21 protein-coding genes are annotated in these 22,644 nt (G+C 70.2%); 13 read left to right on the top strand and 8 right to left on the bottom strand.

The features are described 5' to 3' along the window. Positions 1 to 137 precede the first annotated feature (137 nt). Positions 138 to 581 carry a DUF3499 domain-containing protein gene (locus ACZ50Z_RS00330; protein WP_464481756.1) on the bottom strand — a complete coding sequence of 148 codons (444 nt, stop codon included), beginning with the start codon at positions 579 to 581 and terminating at the stop codon, positions 138 to 140. Between the two features lie 188 nt (positions 582 to 769). Here ACZ50Z_RS00330 and ACZ50Z_RS00325 point away from each other — a divergent pair, with 188 nt between their 5' ends. Then, positions 770 to 1,192 (top strand): metallopeptidase family protein, encoded by a 423-nt coding sequence (locus ACZ50Z_RS00325; protein ID WP_464481755.1) that lies wholly within the window; start codon positions 770 to 772, stop codon positions 1,190 to 1,192. A 22-nt stretch (positions 1,193 to 1,214) separates the two neighbouring features. Here the strand turns inward: ACZ50Z_RS00325 and ACZ50Z_RS00320 are convergent, their stop codons facing one another. After that, positions 1,215 to 1,553, bottom strand: a complete 339-nt coding sequence (locus ACZ50Z_RS00320; protein ID WP_464481754.1) for a WhiB family transcriptional regulator — start codon at positions 1,551 to 1,553, stop codon at positions 1,215 to 1,217. Between the two features lie 390 nt (positions 1,554 to 1,943). On the opposite strand from ACZ50Z_RS00320, the gene cofD reads away from it, so the two are divergent. The 4 genes from cofD to ACZ50Z_RS00300 are packed head-to-tail and all read left to right on the top strand — an operon-like array spanning position 1,944 to position 6,517. Continuing rightward, the gene (gene cofD / locus ACZ50Z_RS00315; RefSeq protein WP_464481753.1) at positions 1,944 to 2,993 is read left to right on the top strand and encodes a 2-phospho-L-lactate transferase; all 1,050 of its coding nucleotides are present in this window, start codon (positions 1,944 to 1,946) and stop codon (positions 2,991 to 2,993) included. Continuing rightward, positions 2,990 to 4,348, top strand: coding sequence for a coenzyme F420-0:L-glutamate ligase (locus tag ACZ50Z_RS00310; protein WP_464481752.1), 1,359 nt, complete (start codon positions 2,990 to 2,992; stop codon positions 4,346 to 4,348). The genes cofD and ACZ50Z_RS00310 overlap by 4 nt, the downstream gene beginning before the upstream one ends. Positions 4,349 to 4,376: 28 nt before the next feature. Next, positions 4,377 to 5,969 (top strand): Eco57I restriction-modification methylase domain-containing protein, encoded by a 1,593-nt coding sequence (locus tag ACZ50Z_RS00305; RefSeq protein WP_464481751.1) that lies wholly within the window; start codon positions 4,377 to 4,379, stop codon positions 5,967 to 5,969. Continuing rightward, entirely contained in the window at positions 5,966 to 6,517 is a 552-nt protein-coding gene (locus ACZ50Z_RS00300; RefSeq protein ID WP_464481750.1) for an NUDIX hydrolase, read from the top strand. Before ACZ50Z_RS00305 ends, ACZ50Z_RS00300 begins: the two co-directional genes overlap by 4 nt. A 34-nt stretch (positions 6,518 to 6,551) precedes the next feature. On the opposite strand, the gene manB is transcribed toward ACZ50Z_RS00300, so the two are convergent. The 3 genes from manB to rfbD are packed head-to-tail and all read right to left on the bottom strand — an operon-like array spanning position 6,552 to position 9,430. Continuing rightward, positions 6,552 to 7,628, bottom strand: coding sequence for a mannose-1-phosphate guanylyltransferase (manB, locus tag ACZ50Z_RS00295; protein WP_464481749.1), 1,077 nt, complete (start codon positions 7,626 to 7,628; stop codon positions 6,552 to 6,554). 1 nt (position 7,629) lies between these two features. Beyond that, positions 7,630 to 8,553: a glycosyltransferase family 2 protein gene (locus ACZ50Z_RS00290; RefSeq protein WP_464481748.1), complete on the bottom strand. Its 924-nt coding sequence runs from the start codon at positions 8,551 to 8,553 to the stop codon at positions 7,630 to 7,632. Then, positions 8,513 to 9,430: a dTDP-4-dehydrorhamnose reductase gene (gene rfbD, locus ACZ50Z_RS00285; protein ID WP_464481747.1), complete on the bottom strand. Its 918-nt coding sequence runs from the start codon at positions 9,428 to 9,430 to the stop codon at positions 8,513 to 8,515. Before rfbD ends, ACZ50Z_RS00290 begins: the two co-directional genes overlap by 41 nt. Before the next feature lie 108 nt (positions 9,431 to 9,538). Between rfbD and ACZ50Z_RS00280 the strand changes: the two genes are divergently transcribed. The 4 genes from ACZ50Z_RS00280 to ctpC all read left to right on the top strand — a co-directional run bounded on the left by ACZ50Z_RS00280 (position 9,539) and on the right by ctpC (position 14,380). Beyond that, complete coding sequence (locus ACZ50Z_RS00280) at positions 9,539 to 11,011, top strand: LCP family protein (RefSeq protein WP_464481746.1); 1,473 nt, start codon at positions 9,539 to 9,541, stop codon at positions 11,009 to 11,011. Positions 11,012 to 11,017: 6 nt separating this feature from the next. After that, positions 11,018 to 11,746, top strand: coding sequence for a TIGR03089 family protein (locus tag ACZ50Z_RS00275; RefSeq protein WP_464481745.1), 729 nt, complete (start codon positions 11,018 to 11,020; stop codon positions 11,744 to 11,746). Positions 11,747 to 11,858: 112 nt separating this feature from the next. Beyond that, positions 11,859 to 12,140: a DUF1490 family protein gene (locus ACZ50Z_RS00270; RefSeq protein WP_464481744.1), complete on the top strand. Its 282-nt coding sequence runs from the start codon at positions 11,859 to 11,861 to the stop codon at positions 12,138 to 12,140. 8 nt (positions 12,141 to 12,148) lie between these two features. Continuing rightward, positions 12,149 to 14,380 (top strand): manganese-exporting P-type ATPase CtpC, encoded by a 2,232-nt coding sequence (gene ctpC, locus ACZ50Z_RS00265; protein ID WP_464481743.1) that lies wholly within the window; start codon positions 12,149 to 12,151, stop codon positions 14,378 to 14,380. Positions 14,381 to 14,417: 37 nt separating this feature from the next. Here the strand turns inward: ctpC and ACZ50Z_RS00260 are convergent, their stop codons facing one another. Then, positions 14,418 to 15,065: a cation efflux transmembrane domain-containing protein gene (locus tag ACZ50Z_RS00260; protein ID WP_464481742.1), complete on the bottom strand. Its 648-nt coding sequence runs from the start codon at positions 15,063 to 15,065 to the stop codon at positions 14,418 to 14,420. A gap of 147 nt (positions 15,066 to 15,212) precedes the next feature. On the opposite strand from ACZ50Z_RS00260, the gene ACZ50Z_RS00255 reads away from it, so the two are divergent. Further along, complete coding sequence (locus tag ACZ50Z_RS00255) at positions 15,213 to 16,127, top strand: class I SAM-dependent methyltransferase (protein ID WP_464481741.1); 915 nt, start codon at positions 15,213 to 15,215, stop codon at positions 16,125 to 16,127. 15 nt (positions 16,128 to 16,142) lie between these two features. Beyond that, the gene (locus ACZ50Z_RS00250; protein ID WP_464481740.1) at positions 16,143 to 17,351 is read left to right on the top strand and encodes a CaiB/BaiF CoA transferase family protein; all 1,209 of its coding nucleotides are present in this window, start codon (positions 16,143 to 16,145) and stop codon (positions 17,349 to 17,351) included. Positions 17,352 to 17,354: 3 nt separating this feature from the next. Here the strand turns inward: ACZ50Z_RS00250 and ACZ50Z_RS00245 are convergent, their stop codons facing one another. Next, on the bottom strand, positions 17,355 to 19,319 hold the full coding sequence (locus tag ACZ50Z_RS00245; protein ID WP_464481739.1) for a serine/threonine-protein kinase PknD: 1,965 nt from the start codon (positions 19,317 to 19,319) through the stop codon (positions 17,355 to 17,357). 33 nt (positions 19,320 to 19,352) lie between these two features. Beyond that, entirely contained in the window at positions 19,353 to 20,456 is a 1,104-nt protein-coding gene (gene pstS / locus ACZ50Z_RS00240; RefSeq protein ID WP_464481738.1) for a phosphate ABC transporter substrate-binding protein PstS, read from the bottom strand. A 187-nt stretch (positions 20,457 to 20,643) separates the two neighbouring features. On the opposite strand from pstS (ACZ50Z_RS00240), the gene ACZ50Z_RS00235 reads away from it, so the two are divergent. Both ACZ50Z_RS00235 and pstS (ACZ50Z_RS00230) read left to right on the top strand, forming a co-directional pair. Then, positions 20,644 to 21,450, top strand: coding sequence for an ATP-binding cassette domain-containing protein (locus ACZ50Z_RS00235; RefSeq protein WP_464481737.1), 807 nt, complete (start codon positions 20,644 to 20,646; stop codon positions 21,448 to 21,450). Between the two features lie 36 nt (positions 21,451 to 21,486). After that, positions 21,487 to 22,620: a phosphate ABC transporter substrate-binding protein PstS gene (gene pstS, locus ACZ50Z_RS00230; protein WP_464481736.1), complete on the top strand. Its 1,134-nt coding sequence runs from the start codon at positions 21,487 to 21,489 to the stop codon at positions 22,618 to 22,620. The last annotated feature ends 24 nt before the right edge of the window (positions 22,621 to 22,644 follow it).

The following is a 22,644-nucleotide window of genomic DNA, read 5'->3' as shown; positions in this document are numbered from 1 at the left end:
CCGGGCGCAGCGGGTCGCCACCATTGGGACGTGGCGATCGCAAGCGCGGCCGTGGCGATCGCAAGCGCGGCGAAGCCGGGCGCAGCGGGTCGCCACTAAAGGCCGTAGCCGGGCGCAGCGGGTCGCCACCATCGTGGCTAGTCGCTGGGATCGGGCAACACGCGCAGATGCCCGCGGCGCCGCCCGGACCGGTGTTCCGGCGGCGCGAGCACACTGCTGCTGGGCGCGGTGGCCTGGGAGCCGCCATGGATGTGCGGATCGGCGAAGCCGCTCACGGGCGATGCGGTGCCGCCGTAGGGCACGCCGCGCTCCCCCGACCCTCCTTCGCGAACCGCGTCGGCCAGGGCGACCAGGTCGTCCTCGTCAGGATGAGTGGGCAGCGGACCGGCATGGCGCACCAGCTCCCATCCGCGGGGGGCGGTGATGCGGCCGGCGTGGTTGACGCACAAATCCCAGGAATGCGGTTCCCGAGCGGTCGCCAGCGGGCCGACGACTGCCGTCGAGTCCGAATAGACGAACGTTAGGGTCGCCACGGCGTAGTGCGGGCACCCGGGCCGGCAACAGCGACGGGGAACGTTCACGCTCGAAAGGCTATCGTGCGCAAACGCCGCCGAAGGGCCGGACACGCGCAACCGGGCGGCCGCCGATGTGTAACCGTTACCATCGGCGCGTGGGCGATTCGCGCAGTTCCCCGCGAAGAGATCGGTTTTCGGACGGATCGGCTCCGCGCCGACCGGCCAGGCATCGACTCTTCCGCAGGGGTCGCGAGATGCGCGGCCCGTTGCTGCCCGCCAGCGTGCCGGGGTGGCGCAGCCGTGCCGAGCGGTTCGACATGGCGGTGCTGGAGGCCTACGAACCCATCGAGCGGAGCTGGCAGGATCGGCTGGCCGAGCTCGACGTGGCGGTCGACGAGATTCCGCGGATCGCGGCCAAGGATCCCGACAGTGTGCAGTGGCCGGCCGAGGTGATCGCCGACGGGCCGATCCCCCTGGCGCGGTTGATCCCGGCCGGCGTCGACATCCGCGGCAACTCCACGCGGGCGCGAATTGTCCTGTTCCGCAAGCCAATTGAGCGGAGAGCCAAGGATACCGTTGAACTCGGCGACTTGCTGCACGAAATTCTGGTCGCGCAGGTCGCCATCTATCTCGACGTTGAACCGTCGGTCATCGATCCGACGATCGACGACGAATAACTGACGTTGCGCCAAGCGCCTCTCAGATTATGCCGCGCTTGAGGCGGCGGCGCTCGCGTTCGGAGAGACCGCCCCAGATCCCGAAGCGCTCGTCATGCTCGAGGGCGTACTCGAGGCACTCGTGGCGCACCTCGCAGCCCAGGCAGATCTTCTTGGCCTCGCGGGTGGAGCCGCCCTTTTCCGGGAAGAAGGCCTCGGGGTCGGTTTGGGCGCACAGCGCCCGATCCTGCCATTGGTCGGCGGCGGGCGCCGGCAACGGCTCGGGCTCGAATGCGACTGGCGCATCGGGAACCACGGTCAAATGAGGCCGGGCGGGTTGGGCCGGCGGCAAGTCGATTGGGTTGTGCGGCGTGCTCGCCATTGCGCCTCGAAAAGTGTCGTATGACATACGGTCGTCCGCCTCCTCAGCTTGATTTGAGAAAGAGTGATTGATTTCCCACTGTTCTGATGTACAGACAATTCGAACAAGTGATCGAATCTCGGTCTGCGACACCGGAGTCGGCCGGCCAACCGGGAAATGACACTGATGTGATTAGACACGGGTTGATCTGCCGGGTCAAGCACTTCGGCGCATTTCCATACCATCTCGTGATCGAATTTCGGCGTTTCTGTTGCCTTGGGCCGTCGGCGTGTTGATCACATAGCCCACATCTTCCCCACAAGTGGTGGGCAGCCCCAACTTTGAGGCAGGCGCGACGGGCCCGCCACCGCACGGTCGTCGGGCAGTACTGTCGTGCTGTGTGAGGCTCAAGTGAAGGTCACCGTCCTGGTCGGTGGGGTTGGCGGCGCCCGGTTCCTGCTGGGGATTCAACAGTTGTTCGGGCTGGGTCAATTTCACTCGCAAGGGCGCCCAGACACCGAGGCCGGCAGTCACGAGCTGACGGCGATCGTCAACGTTGGCGATGACGCCTGGATCCACGGACTGCGAGTCTGCCCCGATTTGGACACCTGCATGTACACCTTAGGTGGAGGTGTCGACCCGGAGCGAGGGTGGGGGCACCGCGACGAAACCTGGCACGCCAAAGAGGAATTGGCGCGTTACGGAGTGCAGCCCGACTGGTTCGGACTCGGCGACCGCGACCTGGGCACCCACCTGGTGCGCACCCAAATGCTCAACGCCGGCTACCCGCTGTCACAGATCACCACGGCGCTGTGCGACCGCTGGCAACCCGGCGCGCGGCTACTGCCCGTCACCGACGACCGCTGCGAGACGCACGTGGTGATAACCGATCCCGACGACGGCAGCCGGCGGGCCATCCACTTCCAGGAGTGGTGGGTGCGCTACCGCGCCCAGGTGCCCACGCACAGCTTCGCCTTCGTCGGCGCCGAAAAGGCAGCGGCCACAACTGAAGCCACAGCGGCCATCGCCGAGGCCGACGTCATCCTGCTGGCCCCGTCGAACCCGGTGGTGAGCGTCGGCGCCATCCTGGCCGTCCCCGGTGTCCGTGGCGCGCTGCGCGCGGCGAAGGCCCCGGTCGTCGGCTACTCGCCGATCATCGGCGGAAAGCCGTTGCGTGGCATGGCCGATGCCTGCCTGTCCGTGATCGGCGTCGAGTCCACCGCCGAAGCCGTCGGCCGCCACTACGGCGCGCGCCGCGGCACCGGCATCCTGGATGGCTGGCTGGTGAGCGAAGGCGACGGCGCCGACATCGAGGGCGTGGCGGTGCGCTCGGTGCCGCTGGTGATGACCGACCCGAAGGCCACGGCCGAGATGGTGCGCGCGGGGCTGGAGTTGGCCGGGGTGAGCCCGCGCGCGGGCGACGATGCAGAGCGAAGCGATGCGGAGGAGTCGCGCCCATGACTCGGGCGTCCGCACCCGGCGAACACGGCACCGCCGCCGCCATCGAGATCCTGCCCGTCGCCGGTCTGCCCGAATTCCGGCCCGGCGACGATCTGGGCGCGGCCGTCGCCGCGGCGGCTCCGTGGCTGCGCGACGGCGACGTCGTGGTGGTCACCAGCAAGGCGGTGTCCAAGTGCGAAGGCCGGCTGGTGCCGGCGCCCCGCGATCCCGAGGAGCGCGACCGGTTGCGGCGCAAGCTGGTCGACGACGAGGCCGTGCGCGTGCTGGCGCGCAAGGGCAAGACCCTGATCACCGAGAGCCGGATCGGGCTGGTGCAGGCCGCCGCGGGCGTGGACGGGTCCAACGTCGGGCGCGACGAGTTGGCGCTGCTGCCCGTCGACCCGGACGGCAGCGCCGCCACGCTGCGCGCCGCGCTGCGCGAGCGGCTCGGCGTCGAGGTCGCCGTGGTCATCACCGACACGATGGGCCGCGCCTGGCGCAACGGCCAGACCGACGCGGCGGTGGGCGCCGCGGGTCTGGCTGTGCTGCACGGCTATTCGGGGGCACTCGATCAGCACGGCAACGAGTTGCTGGTCACCGAGGTCGCGATCGCCGACGAGATCGCCGCGGCCGCCGATCTGGTCAAGGGCAAATTGACCGCGATGCCGGTGGCGGTGGTGCGCGGCCTGTCCGTGACCGACGACGGCTCGACGGCCCGGCACCTGTTGCGGCCCGGCACCGAAGACCTGTTCTGGCTCGGCACCGCCGAGGCGATCGACGCGGGCCGCCGCGAGGCGCAGCTGCTGCGCCGCTCGGTGCGCCGGTTCAGCGCCGAGCCGGTCCCGGCCGATCTCGTGGAGGCGGCCGTCGCCGAGGCGCTCACTGCGCCGGCTCCGCATCACACCCGCCCGGTGCGGTTCGTCTGGCTGCAGCACCCGGGCACCCGGGCCCGGCTGCTGGACCGCATGAAGGACAAGTGGCGGACGGACCTCGCCGGCGACGGTAAGCCCGCCGACGCCATCGAGCGCCGGGTGGCGCGCGGCCAGATCCTCTACGACGCGCCCGAAGTCGTCATCCCGATGCTCGTTCCCGACGGCGCCCACTCCTACCCCGACGCGGCCCGCACCGACGCCGAGCACACCATGTTCACCGTGGCGGTCGGGGCGGCCGTGCAGGCCCTGCTGGTCGCGCTGGCGGTGCGCGGGCTGGGCAGCTGCTGGATCGGTTCGACGATTTTCGCCGCCGACCTGGTGTGCGCCGAGCTCGAGCTGCCCGCCGACTGGGAGCCGTTGGGCGCCATCGCCATCGGCTACGGCGCCGAGCCCGCCGGCCCGCGCGACGCCGCGGCCCCCGGGGACCTGCTGATCCGCAAGTGAGCCGTCGTTTTTCCGAGATACTGAGCCCATGAACTTCGCGGGCAAGGCGGCGGCCTCGGCCGACAAGGTCCGCGGCGGCTACTACACCCCCGCGCCGGTGGCGAGCTTTCTGGCCCGCTGGGTTTGTGAGGCCGGCCCGAAGATCGTCGAACCCTCCTGCGGCGACGGTGCGATCCTGCGCGAGCTGGCCGCGCTCACCGACCGGGCCCACGGCGTCGAGCTGATCGCGCTCGAGGCGGCCAAGGCCCGCCGGTTCGCTCCCGTCGACGCCGACAGCCTGTTCACCTGGCTGGCGGAAGCCGCTCACGCCGACGCCGGCGGCTGGGACGGGGTCGCCGGCAATCCGCCCTACATCCGGTTCGGCAACTGGGCATCGGAGCACCGCGATCCGGCGCTGGAATTGATGCGGCGCGAGGGCCTGCGCCCAACCAGGCTGACCAACGCGTGGGTGCCGTTCGTCGTGGCGAGCACGGTGTTGGTGCGCGACGGCGGGCGGGTGGGCCTGGTGCTGCCGGCCGAGCTCCTCCAGGTCACCTACGCCGCGCCGCTGCGCGAGTTTCTGCTGAGCCGATTCCGCGACATCACGCTGCTGACCTTCGAGCGCCTGGTGTTCGACGGCATCCTGCAGGAGGTGGTGTTGTTCTGCGGCGTACGGGACACGGTCGGGCCGGGTCCCGCCCGCATCCGCACCGTGCACCTGCCGGACGCCGACGCGCTGGCGGGGGCCGAGCTGGACGGCGAATGGGCGCCGGCGCTGCTGCACGAAAACGAGAAGTGGACCAAGTACTTCCTCGACCCCGCCGCCATCGGGCTGCTGCGCGCGCTCAAGGGCTCGGGCGCGTTGCTCCCGCTCGGGTCTTTGGCCGAGGTGGACGTGGGCGTCGTGACCGGGCGCAACGCGTTTTTCACCCTGACCGACGCCCAAGCTCGGGAGCTGGGGTTGCGGCAGCACTGCGTCCCGCTCGTCTCGCGCAGCGCCCAGCTGTCCGGGCTGGTCTACGACACCGATTGCCGGGCAAGCGATGTCGCGGCCGGGCACCGCAGCTGGCTGCTCAACGCGCCCCGCGAGCCGGCCGATGCCGCGTTGCTCGCCCACATTCGCGCCGGACAAGCGGCCGGCGTGCACCGCGGTTACAAGTGCTCGATCCGCACGCCGTGGTGGAGGACGCCGTCGCTGTGGGCGCCAGACCTGTTCCTGCTGCGCCAGATTCACCGGGCGCCGCGGTTGACCGTCAACGGCGTGGGAGCGGTCAGCACCGACACGGTGCATCGGGTGCGGCTCACCTCTGGGGTCGACCCGGCCGCGCTGGCCGCGGTGTTCCACAACAGCGTGACGTTCGCCTTCGCCGAGATCATGGGCCGCAGCTACGGCGGGGGCGTGCTGGAGCTCGAACCCGGCGAAGCCGAGCAGCTGCCCATCCCCGCGCCGGCGCACGCCGATCCCGACCTCGCCGGCGATGTGGACCTGCTGTTGAAGGCCAACGAGATCGACAAGGCGCTCGACCTCGTCGACCGTCGCGTGCTGATCGACGCGCTGGGGCTGCCGGCCGAGGCGGTGGCGGACTGCCGCGCGGCGTGGGCGTCGCTGGCCGGTCGCAGGAAACGGCGGGGTGCGCGATGAGCCTGCGGGACTCGGTGATCGCGACCCTGTCCGGGTGGGAACCCCCGGACGCGGGCCAGGATTCGTTGCGGCACGCCGTCTTGGCCTTCGTTGAGGCCCGCGACGACGCGTGCCGCCGCGAGTGCGTGCCGGGACATGTCACCGCGTCGGCGCTGGTGCTCGATCACGGCGGCGGCCGGGCGCTGCTGACGTTGCACCGCCGCCTGGGCCGCTGGGTGCAGCTGGGCGGGCACTGCGACGAGGGTGACGACGGCGACCCAGATATCGTCGCCGCGTCGTTGCGCGAGGCGACCGAGGAGTCCGGGGTCGACGGGCTGCGCATGGAACCCGAATTGGCCGCCGTGCACGTGCATCCGGTGGTGTGCTCGCTGGGCGTGCCCACCCGCCACCTGGATTTGCAGTTCGTGGCGCACGCGCCCGCCGGCGCCCAGATCGCGATTAGCGACGAGTCGGAGGATCTGCGGTGGTGGCCCGTTGACGCGTTGCCGGAGGGAACCGATCACGCGCTGGCTTATCTGGTGTCCCGGGCGCTGGCCCGCCGAGCGTGACGCCTGCCGCACGTTCGGCGGCGTAACCCCGCCCTCAGACGTCGGACGAGTAGCGGATCCCGCCGTCGGGAATCGACACTCCGGGCCACACCCGGGCGCCGCGCAACAGTTCGCACCGCGCGCCGATGTCGGCGCCGTCGCCGATCACCCCGTCGCGGATCAGCGCACGCGGGCCGATGCGCGCGCCGAAGCCGATGATCGAGCGCTCGATCACGCTGCCGGCCTCGACCTTGGCGCCATCGAAGATCACCGCGCCGTCCAGCCGGACGCCCGGCCCGATCTCGGCGCCGCGCCCCACCACGGTGCCGCCGATCAGCACCGCGCCCGGCGAGACCGCCGCGCCGTCGTGCACCAGCTGCTCGCCGCGGTGGCCGTGCAGGGCGGGCGAGGGCGCGATGCCGCGCACCAGATCCGCCGATCCCCGGACGAAGTCTTCGGGGGTGCCCATGTCGCGCCAGTAGCTGGCGTCGACGTAGCCGCAGACCTTGACGTCGGGATCCGACAGCAGCGCGGGGAACACCTCGCGCTCCACCGAAACCTCACGGCCGCGCGGGATTCGGTCGATCACGGCGCGCGAGAACACGTAGCAGCCGGCGTTGATCTGATCGGTCGGCGGATCCTGAGTCTTCTCCAGGAAGGCGGTGACCCGGCCCTCCTCGGTGGTCACGCAGCCGAAGGCCCGCGGGTCGCCCACCCGGACCAGGTGCAGCGTGACGTCGGATTCCTGGGCGCGGTGGAAGTCGAGCATCTGGCCCAGATCGCAGCCGGAGAGCACATCGCCGTTGAACACCATTGCGGTGTCGTGCCGCAGGTGGCCGGCGACGTTGGCGATGCCGCCGCCGGTGCCCAGCGGGCTGTCCTCGGTGACGTATTCGATCTGAAGGCCCAGCTTGGAGCCATCACCGAACTCCGCCTCGAAGACGCCGGCCCGATACGACGTGCTCAAGATGACGTGCTCGATGCCCGCCGCGGCGACCCGCGACAGCAGATGGGTGAGGAACGGCAGTCCGGCGGTGGGGAGCATGGGCTTGGGCGCCGACAGCGTCAGCGGCCGCAGCCGCGTGCCCTTGCCGCCGACCAGGATCACGACGTCGACTTGTGGAGTTCCCACCTCAGTGTCGCCCTTCTACCAGATTCGCCCGGCCCGACGCGCGCACCGCGCTGCGCACCATCAGGCGGGAGCGGACCGCCAACGAGACGCGCAGCGCCCAGCGCAGCGGCGCACGCAACCAACCGGCATGCCGGTCGGCCAGAAACATATACGTGCTCTTGTGATGGGCGGCCAGGTGGCTGGCCGGGTCCCCGCCCGTCGAGTGGCCTTTGTGGTGCAGGACTTCCGCCGACGGCACGTAGACGGAAAGCCAGCCGGCCTTGCCGAGCCGGTCGCCGAGGTCGACGTCCTCCATATACATGAAGTAGCGCTCGTCGAACCCGCCGATCTGGCCGAACGCCGACCGGCGCACCAGCAGGCACGATCCCGACAGCCAGCCCACCGGGCGCTCGCTGGGCTCCAGCCGCTCCTGGCGGTACGCCGCCGACCACGGGTTGGTCCTCCAGAACGGCCCGACGACCGCGTGCATGCCGCCGCGGATCAGGCTGGGCAGATGGCGCGCCGACGGATACACCGACCCGTCGGGATCGCGGACCAGCGGGCCCAGCGCACCGGCGCGCGGCCAGCGCGAGGCGGCATCCAGCAGGGCGTCGATGCTGCCCGGGCCCCACTGCACGTCGGGGTTGGCCACGATCACCCAATCGTCCTCGCGGTCCAGTTGCGCGACGGCGCGATTGATCGCGGTGCCGTAACCGAGATTGGCCCCGGTATGAAACAGCCGCACGTTGGGGTACCGATCGACCGCGGCCTGCGGGGTGCCGTCGGTGGAGCCGTTGTCGGCCAGCAGCACGCACACCTCCCGCTCCGTGGCCAGCGACAGCGAGGCCAGGAAGCGCTCCAGGTGCGGGCCCGGTGAGTAGGTCACCGTCACGACCGGCAGCACGTCAGTCACGCGTAGAGGGTAACGGTCGATCGGCCGCGACATCGCTGGCTGCGCCGGTCGGCGAGGCGGCCAGGGCCGCGACAAGCGCAGGGCGCCAGGGCCTTAACGGCCGCAGCCCGGCCGCCGCGGACTGGCCGCCCGACAGCGCGGAGTAGGCCGGTCGCGGCGCCGGCCGGGGAAAGCGGTCGGTGCCGACGGGCCGCACGCGCGCCGGGTCGGCGCCGCATTCCTCGAAGACGGCGCGGGCCTGCTCGAAGCGCGAGACCGCGCCCTCGTTGGCGGCGTGCAGAATCGGGCCGGGCACGCCGTCGTCGACGATCTGCAGCAGCGCGGCGGCAAGGTCGCCGACGTAGGTTGGGGAGCCGGTCTGGTCGTCGACCACGTCCACCGGGCCGTCCCCGCCGGCCAGCCGGCGCATGACGGCGACGAAGTCCTTGCCGGCGCCGCCGGTGTAGACCCAGGCGGTGCGGACCACGACCGCCTCGGGCAGCGCGTCCAGGACGGTCTGCTCGCCTGCGGCCTTGCTGCGGGCGTACACGCCCTGCGGCGCGGTTTGATCGCTGGGCTCGTACGGCCGGGGCGCCGCGCCGCCGAAGTCGCCGTTGAAGACGTAGTCGGTGGAGACGTGGATCAGCTGGGCCCCGGCCCGCGCGCAGGCCCGCGCGATGTGCCCCGGACCGGCCTCGTTGACGGCGAAGGCACCCGCCTCGTCGGTCTCGGCGCCGTCGACGTTGGTGTAGGCCGCGCAGTTGATCACCACGTCACCGCGCTGCACGATCCGTTCGGCCGCCGCGGGGGCGGTGATGTCCCACTGCGATGACGCATACGCCTGGACCTCCCGGCCCTGACCCGTCGCCAGCGAGCTCAAATAGCCGCCCAGCTGCCCACCGGCCCCCGCGATCACGATCCTGCCTGACATGGTTCGAGTCTGGCATGGCCCGACAACGCTCAAGAAAGCGCGGGGCAGCGCGGGCCACGCCGCCGTCGGCTACCCATGAAACTCATGTGTCGCAAGTAATGTTGTGGGATGCCTGTGCAACGTGTGGTTCGTGTGATTGCCACCGTGCTGACGCTCGCGGTCGTCGTCGGCACCGGGATCGCGTGGAGCAATGTCCGGTCCTTCGAAGACGGCATCTTTCACATGTCGGCGCCCTCGCTGGGCAAGGGCGGCGACGACGGCGCGATCGACATCCTGCTCGTCGGCATGGACAGCCGCACCGACGCGCACGGCAACCCGCTGTCCCAGGAGGAGCTCGACACGCTGCGTGCCGGCGACGAGGAAGCCACCAACACCGACACGATCATCCTGATCCGCATCCCCAACAACGGGCGCTCGGCGACTGCGATCTCGATCCCGCGCGACTCCTACGTCGCCGCTCCCGGCCTGGGCAAGACCAAGATCAACGGCGTCTACGGCCAGACCCGGGAGGCCAAGCGCGCCAGCCTGGTGCGCGCCGGTGATGCCGCCGCGGACGCGGCCGCCCAGGGCACCGAGGCCGGCCGCGAGGCGCTGATCAAGACGGTCGCCGACCTCACCGGCGTCACCGTCGACCACTACGCCGAGATCGGCCTGCTCGGCTTCTCGCTGATCACCGACGCCCTCGGTGGCGTCGATGTCTGCCTCAAAGAGCCGGTGTTCGAACCGCTTTCGGGCGCCGATTTCCCGGCCGGCCCGCAACGGCTCACCGGCCCGGAGGCGCTCAGCTTCGTGCGCCAGCGCCACGAACTGCCGCGCGGCGACCTGGACCGGGTGGTGCGCCAGCAGGTGGTGATGGCCTCGCTGGCCCACCGGGTCATCTCCGGCAAGACGTTGTCCAGCCCCACCACGGTCCGGCGCCTGGAGGCCGCCGTGCAGCGTTCGGTGGTGATCTCCGCCGGCTGGGACGTGATGGACTTCGTGCAGCAGATGCAGAAGCTGGCCGGCGGCAACGTCGCGTTTGCCACCATCCCGGTGCTCGACGGCGCCGGCTGGAGCGACGACGGCATGCAGAGCGTGGTGCGGGTGGACCCGCACCAGGTGGCCGACTGGGTCGGTGGGCTGCTGCACGAGCAGGAAGAGGGCAAGACCGAGGAGATCGCCTACACGCCCGCGAAGACGACCGCCAGCGTCGTCAACGACACCGACATCAACGGGCTGGCGGCTGCCGTGTCAGACGTGTTGAGCGCCAAGGGTTTTGCCACCGGCACGGTGGGCAACAACGACGGCGGGCACGTCAAGGCCAGCCAGGTCCGCGCCGCCAAGAGCGATGACATGGGGGCCAAGGAGGTCTCCAAGGAGTTGGGCGGGTTGCCGGTGATCGCCGACAGCTCGCTGGCGCCGGGCGCGGTGCGGGTGGTGCTGGCCAACGACTACAGCGGTCCGGGCTCGGGCCTGTCGGGCACCGAATCGATCGTGCCCGCCCGGGTGTCCACCGCCGGCGCGGTGGCCACCAACGCGAACGTTCCCGCGCCGTCGCCGATCCTGACCGCGGGTTCCGACAAGCCGGAGTGCATAAACTAACGACCCGTGCATCAACTGAGCACGCTGAGCGGGGCCATCCTCGATCCGATGCTGCGGGCCGACCCGGTCGGCCCGCGGATCACGTACTACGACGACGGCACCGGCGAGCGCATCGAATTGTCCGGGGTGACGCTGGCCAACTGGGCCGCCAAGACGGGCAACCTGTTGCGCGACGAACTGGGGGCCGGGCCGGCCAGCCGCGTCGCGATCCTGCTGCCCGCGCACTGGCAGACCGCGGCGGTGCTGTTCGGGGTGTGGTGGATCGGCGCCGAGGCGGTACTCGCGGGCCCGGCCGATGTGGCGCTGTGCACCGCCGAGCGCCTCGACGAGGCGGACGACGCCGTGAGCGCGTCGGCATCGGGAGGTGAGGTGGCGGTGCTGTCGCTGGACCCCTTCGGCCGCCCCGCACCCGATCTGCCGATCGGCGTGACCGACTATGCCACCGCGGTGCGCGTGCACGGCGATCAGATCGTGGCCGAACCGCGGCCCGGGCCCGCGCTGGGCGGGCGCTCGGTCGACGAAGTGCTGGCGGATTGTCAAAGCTCCGCGGCGGCACGGGGTTTGACGTCGAGCGACAGGGTGCTCTCGAGTAAGCCGTGGACCGGCGCCGCCGAGCTGGTGGACGGCCTGCTGGCGATCATGGCCGTCGGCGGCTCGCTGGTGCAGGTCGCCAACGCCGACCCGGCCGCCCACGCGCGCCGGATCGAGACGGAAAAGGTCACCCGGGTGCTCTAGACCCGACCCGCGGGACCACCTCCCCGCCGATTCATATTGATATCGCAATATTTCGATGTTAACGTCGAGCGAGCATGGGCTAAACGCGGAAACGACGAGGAAGGTTGCGGCAATGGCGGTGTACGGGCTCTTGGCGAAAGCGGCGGGGACGGTCGTCACCGGGTTGGTCGGCGTGACGGCCTACGAAGTGGTGCGCAAGGCCGCGGCCAAGGCGCCGCTGCATGAGACGGCGGTCAAGGGCGCCGAGCTCGGGCTGCGTGGCACCCGCAAGGCCGAGGAGGCCGCCGAGTCGGCGCGCCTGCGGCTCGCCGACGTCATGGCCGAGGCCCGCGAACGCATCGGCGAGGAGGCGCCCACGCCCTCGATCGCCGACACCCACGACCACGAGCACTGACCGCCGCGATGGACCTCGCCCTAGTCCCCGACATTGACGACGAGTCTCGGGCGAAAGACCCTGCGCTGCAGGTGATTTCCGACGCCGCCGGACGCATGCGGGTCTCGGTCGGGTGGGTGCGCGCCGATTCCCGGCGCGCCGTGGCGGTCGAGGAGGCCGTCGCCAAGTGCGAGGGCGTGCGCGTGGTGCACGCCTACCCGCGCACCGGATCGGTGGTCGTCTGGTATTCGCCCCGCCGCTGCGAGAAGTCCTTGGTGCTGGCGGCCATCGGCGATGCGGCGCACGTCGCCGCCGAACTGATCCCGGCGCGCGCGCCGCACTCGTCGGAGATCCGCAACGCCGACGTGCTGCGCATGGTGATCGGCGGCGCGGCGCTGGCCCTGCTCGGGGTGCGCCGCTACGTGTTCGCGCGCCCGCCGCTGCTCGGCCCCAGCGGGCGGCTGTTCGCCACCGGCGTCACCGTCTTCACCGGCTACCCCTTCCTGCGCGGCGCGCTGCGCTCGTTGCGTTCCGGCAAGGCCGGCACCGACGCGCTGGTCTCGGCGGCGACGGTGGCGAGCCTGGTGCTGCGGGAGAACGTCGTCGCGCTCACCGTGCTGTGGCTGCTCAACATCGGTGAGTACCTTCAGGATCTGACGCTGCGCCGGACCCGCCGCGCCATCTCGGAGCTGCTGCGCGGCAGCCAGGACACGGCCTGGATCCGGCTCGACGACGGCCCCACCCCCCGCGAGGTGCAGGTTCCCATCGACACCGTGCAGATCGGCGACGAGGTGGTGGTGCACGACCACGTCGCGATACCGGTCGACGGCGAGGTGGTCGACGGCGAGGCCGTCGTCAACCAGTCCGCGATCACCGGCGAGAACCTGCCAGTCAGCGTGGTCGTCGGCGCTCACGTGCACGCCGGTTCGGTGGTGGTGCGCGGACGCCTGGTGGTGCGCGCCCGCGCGGTCGGCAATCAGACGACCATCGGACGCATCATCAGCCGGGTCGAAGAGGCGCAGCACGACCGGGCGCCGATCCAGACCGTCGGCGAAAACTTCTCCCGCCGTTTCGTTCCCACCTCGTTCATCGTCTCGGCCATCACGCTGGCGATCACCGGTGACGTCCGCCGGGCGATGACGATGCTGCTCATCGCCTGCCCGTGCGCGGTGGGCCTGGCCACCCCGACCGCGATCAGCGCGGCGATCGGCAACGGCGCGCGCCGCGGGATCCTGATCAAGGGCGGCTCGCACCTCGAGCAGGCCGGCCGGGTGGACGCGATCGTGTTCGACAAGACCGGCACGCTCACCGTCGGCCGGCCGGTGGTCACCAATATCATTGCGCTGCACAAGGATTGGCAGCCCGAGCAGGTGCTGGCCTATGCGGCCAGCTCGGAGATCCACTCCCGGCACCCGCTGGCCGAGGCGGTGATCCGCTCCACCGAGGAACGTCACATCACCATCCCGCCGCACGAGGAATGCGAGGTGCTGGTCGGGCTGGGCATGCGCACCTGGGCCGACGGCCGGACCCTGCTGCTGGGCAGCCCCGGGCTGCTGCGCTCGGAAAAGGTCCGGGTGTCCAAGAAGGCGTCGGAATGGGTGGACCGGCTGCGCCGCGAGGCCGAGACGCCGCTGCTGCTGGCGGTCGACGGCACGCTGGTGGGATTGATCAGCCTGCGCGACGAGGTGCGGCCGGAGGCCGCCGATGTGCTGAAGAAGCTGCGCGCCAACGGTATTCGCCGGATCGTCATGCTCACCGGGGACCACCCGGACATCGCCGAGGTGGTGGCGGGCGAACTGGGAATCGACGAGTGGCGCGCCGAGGTGATGCCCGAGGACAAGCTCGCGGCGGTGCGCGAACTGCAGGACGAGGGCTTCATCGTCGGCATGGTCGGCGACGGCATCAACGACGCCCCCGCGCTCGCGGCCGCCGACATCGGCATCGCGATGGGGCTGGCCGGAACCGACGTCGCCGTGGAGACCGCCGACGTGGCGCTGGCCAACGACGACCTGCATCGCCTGCTCGACGTGCGCGACCTGGGGGCCCGCGCCGTCGACGTCATCCGGGAGAACTACGGCATGTCCATCGCCGTCAACGCGGCCGGGCTGATCATCGGCGCGGGCGGCGCGCTGTCCCCGGTGCTGGCCGCGATCCTGCACAACGCGTCGTCGGTGGCGGTGGTGGCCAACAGCTCGCGGCTGATCCGCTACCGGCTGGATGCGCCGCGGGCGACTGCCACCGGCGACGGCGTTACTCGGTAAACGTGTAGCGGAATACAGTTTCGCGGCGGAAAGGCAATTAACAACATTGCTCGCCGCGCCAGGCACGCACGCCCTGCCACACGGCGATGCCGGCGATCGCGAGCCCCACCGCGGGATCGATCCACCAGGCGCCCGACCACAGCGCCGTCGCGGCGAGGCCGATCAGGACCCCGGCGGCCTGGGCGGCGCACAGATAGTTCTGGATCCCCTCGGCCTCGGTGGCTCCCGAGCCCAGCCGCGCGCCCAGCCGATAGTTGGCCCGGCCCAGCACCGGCATGAGCAGCAGTGCCAGGGCGGTCAGCCCGATGCCGATCGCCGACGTCTCGGCGCGGTGTTCACCGGCCAGCTCGCGCAGGGATTCGGCGGCGATGTACGGCGCGGTCAGCCAGAACGACACCGCGACGCCCCGTTGCGCGCGCCGCTCGGCGCTCGGGGAAAAGGTGCGCGCGCCGCTGAACCGCCACACCACCATGGCGCTGGCCAGCGCCTCCGACGCCCCACCCAGGGCCCAGCCGGTCAGGGCGATCGAACCGACCGAGAGCCCCTGCCACAGCCCGACGACGCCCTCGACGAGCACCACGGCCAGGCTGATCCACGCCAGCCGGCGCGCCCACGCGGCGCCGCGCTGCCAGCCGGCGTCATGCGCGGCGGTGCATTCGCGCGCAAGGGCAGCCGAAGTGGTCATCAGGCCAGGTTAGCGAGCGCGCGGTAGGCCCGGGGCCGCAACACCCGGCCGTGATCGATCTGTGTCGCGCCTGGGCCCGGTCCGCGAGTCGCGGCCGGGCGTTGGTAGTTATTGTGGCTAACCAGTAGACCCGAAGGGATTTCCGCGATGGCGCGCACCGACGACGACACCTGGGACCTGGCGACCAGCGTGGGCGCGACCGCCACGATGGTGGCCGCCGGGCGGGCCCGCGCCACCCGGGACGGGCTGATCGACGACCGGTTCGCCGAGCCGCTGGTGCGCGCAGTCGGTGTCGAGTTCATGACCCGCTGGGCCGCCGGCGAACTCGACTCCACCGACGTCGACGAGCCCGGCGCCGCGTGGGGCATGCAGCGCATGACCGACATGCTGGCCGCCCGCACCCGCTACATCGACGCCTTCTTCGCCGAGGCCGGGGCCGCCGGGATTCACCAGGTGGTCATCCTGGCCTCCGGCCTGGATGCACGCGCCTACCGGCTGCCCTGGGCCGCGGGCACCACGGTGTTCGAGATCGACCAGCCGCAAGTCCTCGACTTCAAGGCCGCCACCGTCGCCGAACTCGGCGCCCGGCCGACCGCCGAGGTGCGCGCCGTCGGCGTCGACCTGCGCCACGACTGGCCGTCGGCGCTGCGCCAGGCCGGCTTCGACACCGCGCGGCCCGCCGCCTGGGCCGCCGAGGGGCTGATCGGCTTCCTGCCGCCCGAGGCCCAGGACCGCTTGCTGGACAACATCACCGCGCTCTCGGCCGACGGCAGCCAGTTGGTGGCCGAGGTCTTCGCGAACACCGGCACCAGCGGGGACGCGCTGAACGCGGCGAGCGAAAAGTGGCGGCAGGGCGGCCTCGACATCGCCCTGGGCGACCTGGGCTTCCCCGGGCCGCGCAATGACGTGGCGGCCTACCTGCAACAGCGGGGCTGGCAGCCGGTGCGCACCCCGCTGAACCAGCTGCTGGCCAACAACGGGCTGCCGCTGCAGTCGACCGACCCCGAGGCACCCTTCGCCCAGAACTACTACTGCACCGCGGTGCTCAACGCGGCGCGTTAACGGAAGGCAGACACCGTGCCCAACAGCAACCCACCCAAGCCGCTCGACGGATTCCGGGTCCTCGACTTCACCCAGAACATCGCCGGGCCGATGGCCGGGCAGGTGCTGGCCGACCTGGGGGCCGAGGTCATCAAGGTCGAGGCGCCCGTCGGCGAGGCGGCCCGCCACATCACCGCGGTGCTGCCCGGCCGCCCGCCGCTGGCCACCCTGTTCCTCCCCCACAACCGGGGCAAGAAGTCGGTGATGGCGGACCTGCGCAGCGACGAGGCCAAGCAGCAGATCATGCGGCTCGTCGATACCGCCGACGTTGTGCTGGAAGGGTTTCGGCCCGGGGTGATGGAACGCATGGGCCTGGGGCCCGACGAGCTGCAATCCCGCAACCCCAAACTCATCTACGCGCGCCTGTCCGCCTACGGCGGCAACGGCCCGCAGGGCAGCCGGCCCGGCGTGGACCTGATGGTCGCCGCCGAATCGGGCATGACCACCGGGATGCCCACGCCCAGCGGCAAACCCCAGATCATTCCGTTCCAGCTCGTCGACGCCGCCAGCGGTCACGTGCTGGCCCAGGCGGTGCTGGCCGCGCTGCTCAACCGCGAACGCCACGGGGTGGCCGACGTCGTGCGGGTCGCAATGTACGACGTCGCGGTCAGCCTGCAGGCCAGCCAGCTGACCATCCACCTGAACAAGCCGAACTCGGAACCCAGGCCCGCCGACTCCACGCCGAAGCCCAAGCGGCGCAAGGGGGTCGGGTTCGCGACCCAGCCGTCGGACGCCTTCAAGGCCGCCGACGGGTATCTGGTGATCAGCGCGTACGTGCCCAAGCACTGGGACAAGCTGTGCGAGATCATCGGCCGCCCCGACATGCGCGACGACGAGCGGTTCATCGACCAGCGCGCCCGCGCGCTCAACTATCCCGAGCTGACCGAGGAACTCGAGAAGGCGCTGGCCGCCAAGACCGCCGACGAATGGGTCCGGCTACTGCAGGACGGCGGCCTGATGGCCTGCCACGCCTACACCTGGAAGCAGGTGGTCGGTACCGAGCTGTTCGCCGAGAACGAGCTCGCCCTGCCGGTCGGCGAGGGTGAGGCCGCGGTCACCGTAATCCGCACCCCGGCACGCTATTTGAGCTTCGACGCATCATCGTCGGGCTATGCGACCGACCCACCCCCGGCCCTCGGGCAGCACACCGAGGAGTACCTGGGCGCACCGCTTTCCGCGCCCTGAGCCTCACGGCGTCAGCTTGACCACCCGGTCGTTGCCGCGATCGGCGACGTAGACGTTTCGGTCCTTGTCGACCGCCACCGCCAAGGGCGTGTTGAGCCCGTTGAACGGCAGCACGGTCGGCGCGTTGGAGCCCGCCGGGAACTTGAGCACGTCACTCTTGTCGTGTTCGGTGACGTAGACCGTGCCGCTGTTGTCCACCGCGATGCCCCACGGCACGGAGATGTTTTGAAACGGCAACTCCGCCTGGGTATTCGAATTGGCGTCGAGCTTGACGATCCTGTTGTTGTCGGTGTCGGCGACGTACACCGTGCCCGCGGCGTCGACGGCGACGCCGTCGGGATTCTTCAGACCGTTGAACGGCAACTCGGTCTGGGTCTTGGATCCCGCCGCCAGTTTCACCACCCTGCTGTTACCGCGGTCGGCGACGTACACGCTGCCCTGGCTGTCGACCGCGACACCCTCGGGATAGCTCAGACCGTCGAACGGCAACACCTTCTGGTCGTTGGAGCCCGCGGCCAGGCTCACCACCCGGTTGTTGAAATCGGCGACGTACACCGTGCCGCCACCGTCGACGGCCAGACCCTGCGGCTGGTACAGCCCGTGGAACGGCAGCACCGTCGTGGCGTTCGAACCGGCCGTCAGCTTCACCACGCGCCCGTACATGCCTTCGCTGGTGACGTAGACATCGCCGGCGCTGTCCAGGGCCACCCCGCCCGGGGACAGGCGGAAGTCAATGCCCTTGAACGGCAGCACACTTTGGCCCGACGCCTCTTGTGGCGGCCCCGAGTTCCGCGTGGACAGGTAACCCGCGACCGCGACGATGAACGCGACGAGGGCGACGAGCGCGATGGCGCCGACGATGATCCACTGCTTGCGTTTGGGGTCCATCGGCATAGGGGGCCTCCTGAAGTCCGGCCCGGACCCGTAGGTGTGGCCGAATGTCGTTGGGGCGGAACGGATCAGTGACGGGTGCTGGCCGGATTGATCGTTCCAGCCGGTGCCGCCCGTCCTCGATGCCACCGGGCCCACCATAGTCTGGGCGCCGGTCCATGACTGCGGCTCGGGTTCCCGGCGCTGGGCCGCGTTCTCCCCCTCGCGCAGGATCGTGGTGGCCTTGCGCTGCTCGGACGTGGTCAGCGCGTCATGGGCGGCCGCGGCGAATTCGCCTGCGGTGCGGTAACGCTCCTCGGGGTTTTTGGCCATGCCCTTGGCGATCACCTGATCCAACGCGGGCGGAAACGCGCCGGGCCGCAACTGGCTGGGCGGCGGGGCCGTCTTCGTCAGGTGCGCGGCGACCAGCCGTTCGATGGTGTCGGCCCGATATGGCGGCGAGCCGGTCAGGCACTCGCTCAAAACGCATGCGAGCGAATAGATGTCGACGCTGTGGGTGACGTCGTCGTCGGTGAATCGCTCCGGGGCCATGTAGTAGTACGTTCCGATCGCCGTCCCCACCTGGGTGAGCCCCGGATCGGTCGCCGCCCGCGCGATGCCGAAGTCCGCCAGGTAGGCGAAGTCGCTGCCGGTGATCAGGATGTTGCCCGGTGTGACGTCGCGGTGGGTCACCCCGGCGGCGTGCGCGGCGTCGAGCGCGGCGGCGACCTGGCGGATGATGGCGATCGCCCGCGGCGCTGCCAGCGGCCCGTCCCGGTGTAACAGCGTGCCCAGATCGACGCCGTCGACGAGCCGCATCTCCACGAAGAATCGCCCGTCGATCTCGCCGTAGTCGTGGATCGGCACCACGTGCGGTTCGGTCAGCCGCCCCGCGATATCGGCCTCGCGCTGCAGTCGCGCCCGGAATTCGGGGTTGTTGGTGAACTGCTGCGAGATCAGTTTGAGGGCCACCATGCGGCGCTTGCGGCTGTCCTCGGCCTCGTAGACCTCGCCCATGCCGCCCTGACGCAGCAGCCGCACCAGCCGGTAGGGGCCGAACCAGGACCCGACTCGCGCGGCCGGCCCGCTATCGCTCACCGTCGAGCCTCCTTCGCTCGTCCTTGACGTCGGTCAGGAAATCGCATTGACCGCGCTCGACAGCTTGGCCGTGAACGAGCTGGGCAGCGGGATGGAGCCGTACTGCTCCAGACCCTCCTGGCCCGGCCCGATCGCGGCCTGCATGAACGCCTTGACGGCCGTGCCCGTCGCCGCGTCCGGATACTTCGAGCAGACGATTTCATAGGTCGCCAGCACGATCGGGTACGCGCCGGACTGCGTGGGCTTGTAGAACGACGAGGTGTCGAGCACCAGGTCGTTGCCCTGCCCCTTGAAGGTGGCCCCGGCGATCGTCTTCTCGACGGAGTCCTTGGTGATCGGCACCGCGTCCGGCCCCGCCGACGTGATGATCGACGCCATGTTCAGCTGCTTGCCCACCGCGAACGACCATTCGTTGTAGGTGATCGACCCCTCGGTGTTCTGCAGCAGCGCCGACGTGCCGTTGTTCCCGGCGGCCCCCTGCCCGACGCCGCCGTTGAACACCTCGCTGCCGCCCTTGCCCCAGGCACCGTCCGACGCGCCGTCGAGGTATTTCTGGAAGTTGGCGGTGGTGCCGGACTTGTCGCTGCGGAAGATGACCGTGATGGGCGTCGACGGCAGGCTGAGGCCCGAGTTGGTCGCCTTGAGCGCCGGATCATCCCACTTGGTGATGGTGCCGTTGAAGATCTTCGCCGCGGTGGGCCCGTCCAGTTTGAGTCCGCTCACGCCGCTGAGGTGGTAGGTGACCGCGATCGGCCCGAACACCGTGGGCAGATCCCACGCCGGCGAACCACACCGCTGCGCCGCCCGGTCGTTCTGACCGGTGGACGGGTCCAGCGCGACATCGGAACCGGCGAGATCGGTTTGGTTGTTCAAGAATTCGGTCACGCCGGCCCCGGACCCGTTGGCGTTGTAGTCGAGCGTGTAACCCGGGCAGGCCCGAACGTATGCGTAGACGAACTGCTCGATGGCGTTCTGCTGCGCGGTCGAGCCGCTGTCTTTCAGGACCTTTTTGCCGCCGCAGTCCACCGGCGCCGACTTGGCGCTCGACCCCGACGAGTTGTCGTCGCCGCATCCCGCCAGCGCGAGCGCGGCGGCGGCCACCATGCCCAGTGCGACGCCAGATCGTCCGACCCTCACGAGACTCCTTTGATCGTCAACAAAAGTTAACCAATCGCGAATATACAAACCCTTGACAAAGAATGAGAGGTTAATGGCCGGTGACTGCGTGCCGGGCGCAAACACGTAGCATCGGTTGTCAATGCGTCGCGAACAACAGTTACCGGCCGCAGTTGCGGCTCCTGTCGCCGATGACGGTGGCCAGCCCATGCGCGCGGTCGACCTCACCCTGGGATTCGGCCCCAAAACCGTCCTCGAGCAGGTCAGCCTGGACTTCCCCGCCCGCTCCGTCACCACCCTGCTGGGCCCGACCGGCTCGGGCAAGACCACCTTCCTGCGCACCCTGAACCGGATGAATGACAAGGTCTCCGGATTTCGGCACACCGGTGACGTCCTGTTGGGTGGGCGCACCATCTTCGCCGGCCGCGACCTGATGGAGTTTCGCCGCCGCGTGGGCATGCTGTTCCAGCGCCCCAACCCGTTCCCCATGTCGATCATGGACAACGTGGTGGCCGGGGTGCGCGCGCACAAAATGGCGCCGCGCAAGGAATTCAAGAACGTCGCCGAGGCCCGGCTCACCGAGGTCGGCCTCTGGGACGCGGTCAAGGATCGGCTCGGTGATTCCCCGTTCCGGCTCTCCGGCGGCCAGCAGCAATTGTTGTGCCTGGCGCGCGCGCTCGCCGTCAACCCGGAGGTGCTGTTGCTCGACGAACCCACCTCGTCGCTGGACCCGACCACGACCGAGAAGATCGAGGGACTCATCCGCTCACTCGCCGACCGGCTGACCGTGATCATGGTGACCCACGACCTCGCACAGGCCGCCCGCACCGGTGACCGGACCGCCTTCTTCTTCGAGGGCAGGCTCGTCGAGGAGGGCCCGACCAAGCAGTTGTTCCTGTCGCCGAAGCATGAGGAGACCGTCCGCTACTTCGCGCCGTTCCGGCCGACACAGGGCTCGGATCAGGGCTCGTCGCACACGGCGGGGGTCTCGGAAAGCGTCTCAGAAAGCCAATAGCGGGAAAGGGTCTCGCCGGAAAGAGGAAGCGAGGACGTGAAGAGTCGTCTGGGTACGCTGCTGGGCCTGGTGGCCATGGCGCCGCCGGTCCTGGGGATCGCGGCTTGCGGTTCGCACGCCGGAACCCCCAGGGGCGGCGCGCCGACCACGGGGCCGGCCGCCGGCAGCGTCGCCACCCTCCCGGCGACGTCCACGATAGAGCTTTCCGAGACCGGCAGCACGCTGCTGTACCCGCTGTTCAGCGAGTGGGGCGCCGCCTACCGCGCGAAGTACCCGAACGTCACCGTCACCACGCAGGGCAGCGGCTCGGGCGCCGGGATCTCGCAGGCCGCGGCCGGCGCGGTCATCATCGGCGCCTCCGACGCCTACCTGTCCGACGGCGACATGGCCGCGCACAAGGGGCTGATGAACATCGCGCTGGCCATCTCGGCGCAGCAGGTCAACTACAACCTGCCCGGCGTGCATCAGCACCTCAAGCTCAACGGCAAGGTGCTGGCCGGCATGTACCAGGGCACGATCAAAACCTGGAACGACCCACAGATCGCCGGCATCAACCCGGGCCTGCAGCTCCCCGATACCCCGGTGGTGCCGCTGCACCGCTCCGACGGGTCCGGCAGCACGTTCCAGTTCACCCAGTACCTGTCCAAGCAGGACCCCGACGGCTGGGGCCGCTCGCCCGGCTTCGGCACCACCGTCGCCTTCCCGGCGGTGCCCGGCGCGCTCGGCGAGAACGGCGACGGCGCCATGGTCACCGGTTGCGCCGCGAACCCCGGCTGTGTGGCCTACACCAGCATCGGCTCGCTCGACGAGGCCGACCAGCACGGGCTCGGTGAGGCCAAGCTGGGCAATGCCTCCGGCAAATACCTGCTGCCCAAGGCCAAGAGCATTGCCGCCGCGGCCGCCGGCTTCGCGTCGAAAACCCCGGCGAACCAGGCGATCTCGCTGATCAACGGCCCGGCCGCCGACGGCTACCCGGTCGTCAACTATGAGTACGCCATCGTCAACGAACACCAGCGCGACGGCGCCACCGCCCAGACGCTGCAGGCGTTCCTGCACTGGACGATCACCGAGGGCAACGGCCCGGCGTTCTTGGACAAGGTTCACTTCCAGCCGCTGCCGCCCGAGATGGTCACGTTGTCGGACGCGCAGATCGCCAAGATCAACGGATAAGCACACAGTCTCAAAGGGACACAA

The organism is Mycobacterium sp. NTMscope_MAC_269, assembly GCF_976985695.1.
This window is presented reverse-complemented; position numbering and strand designations above follow the sequence as displayed.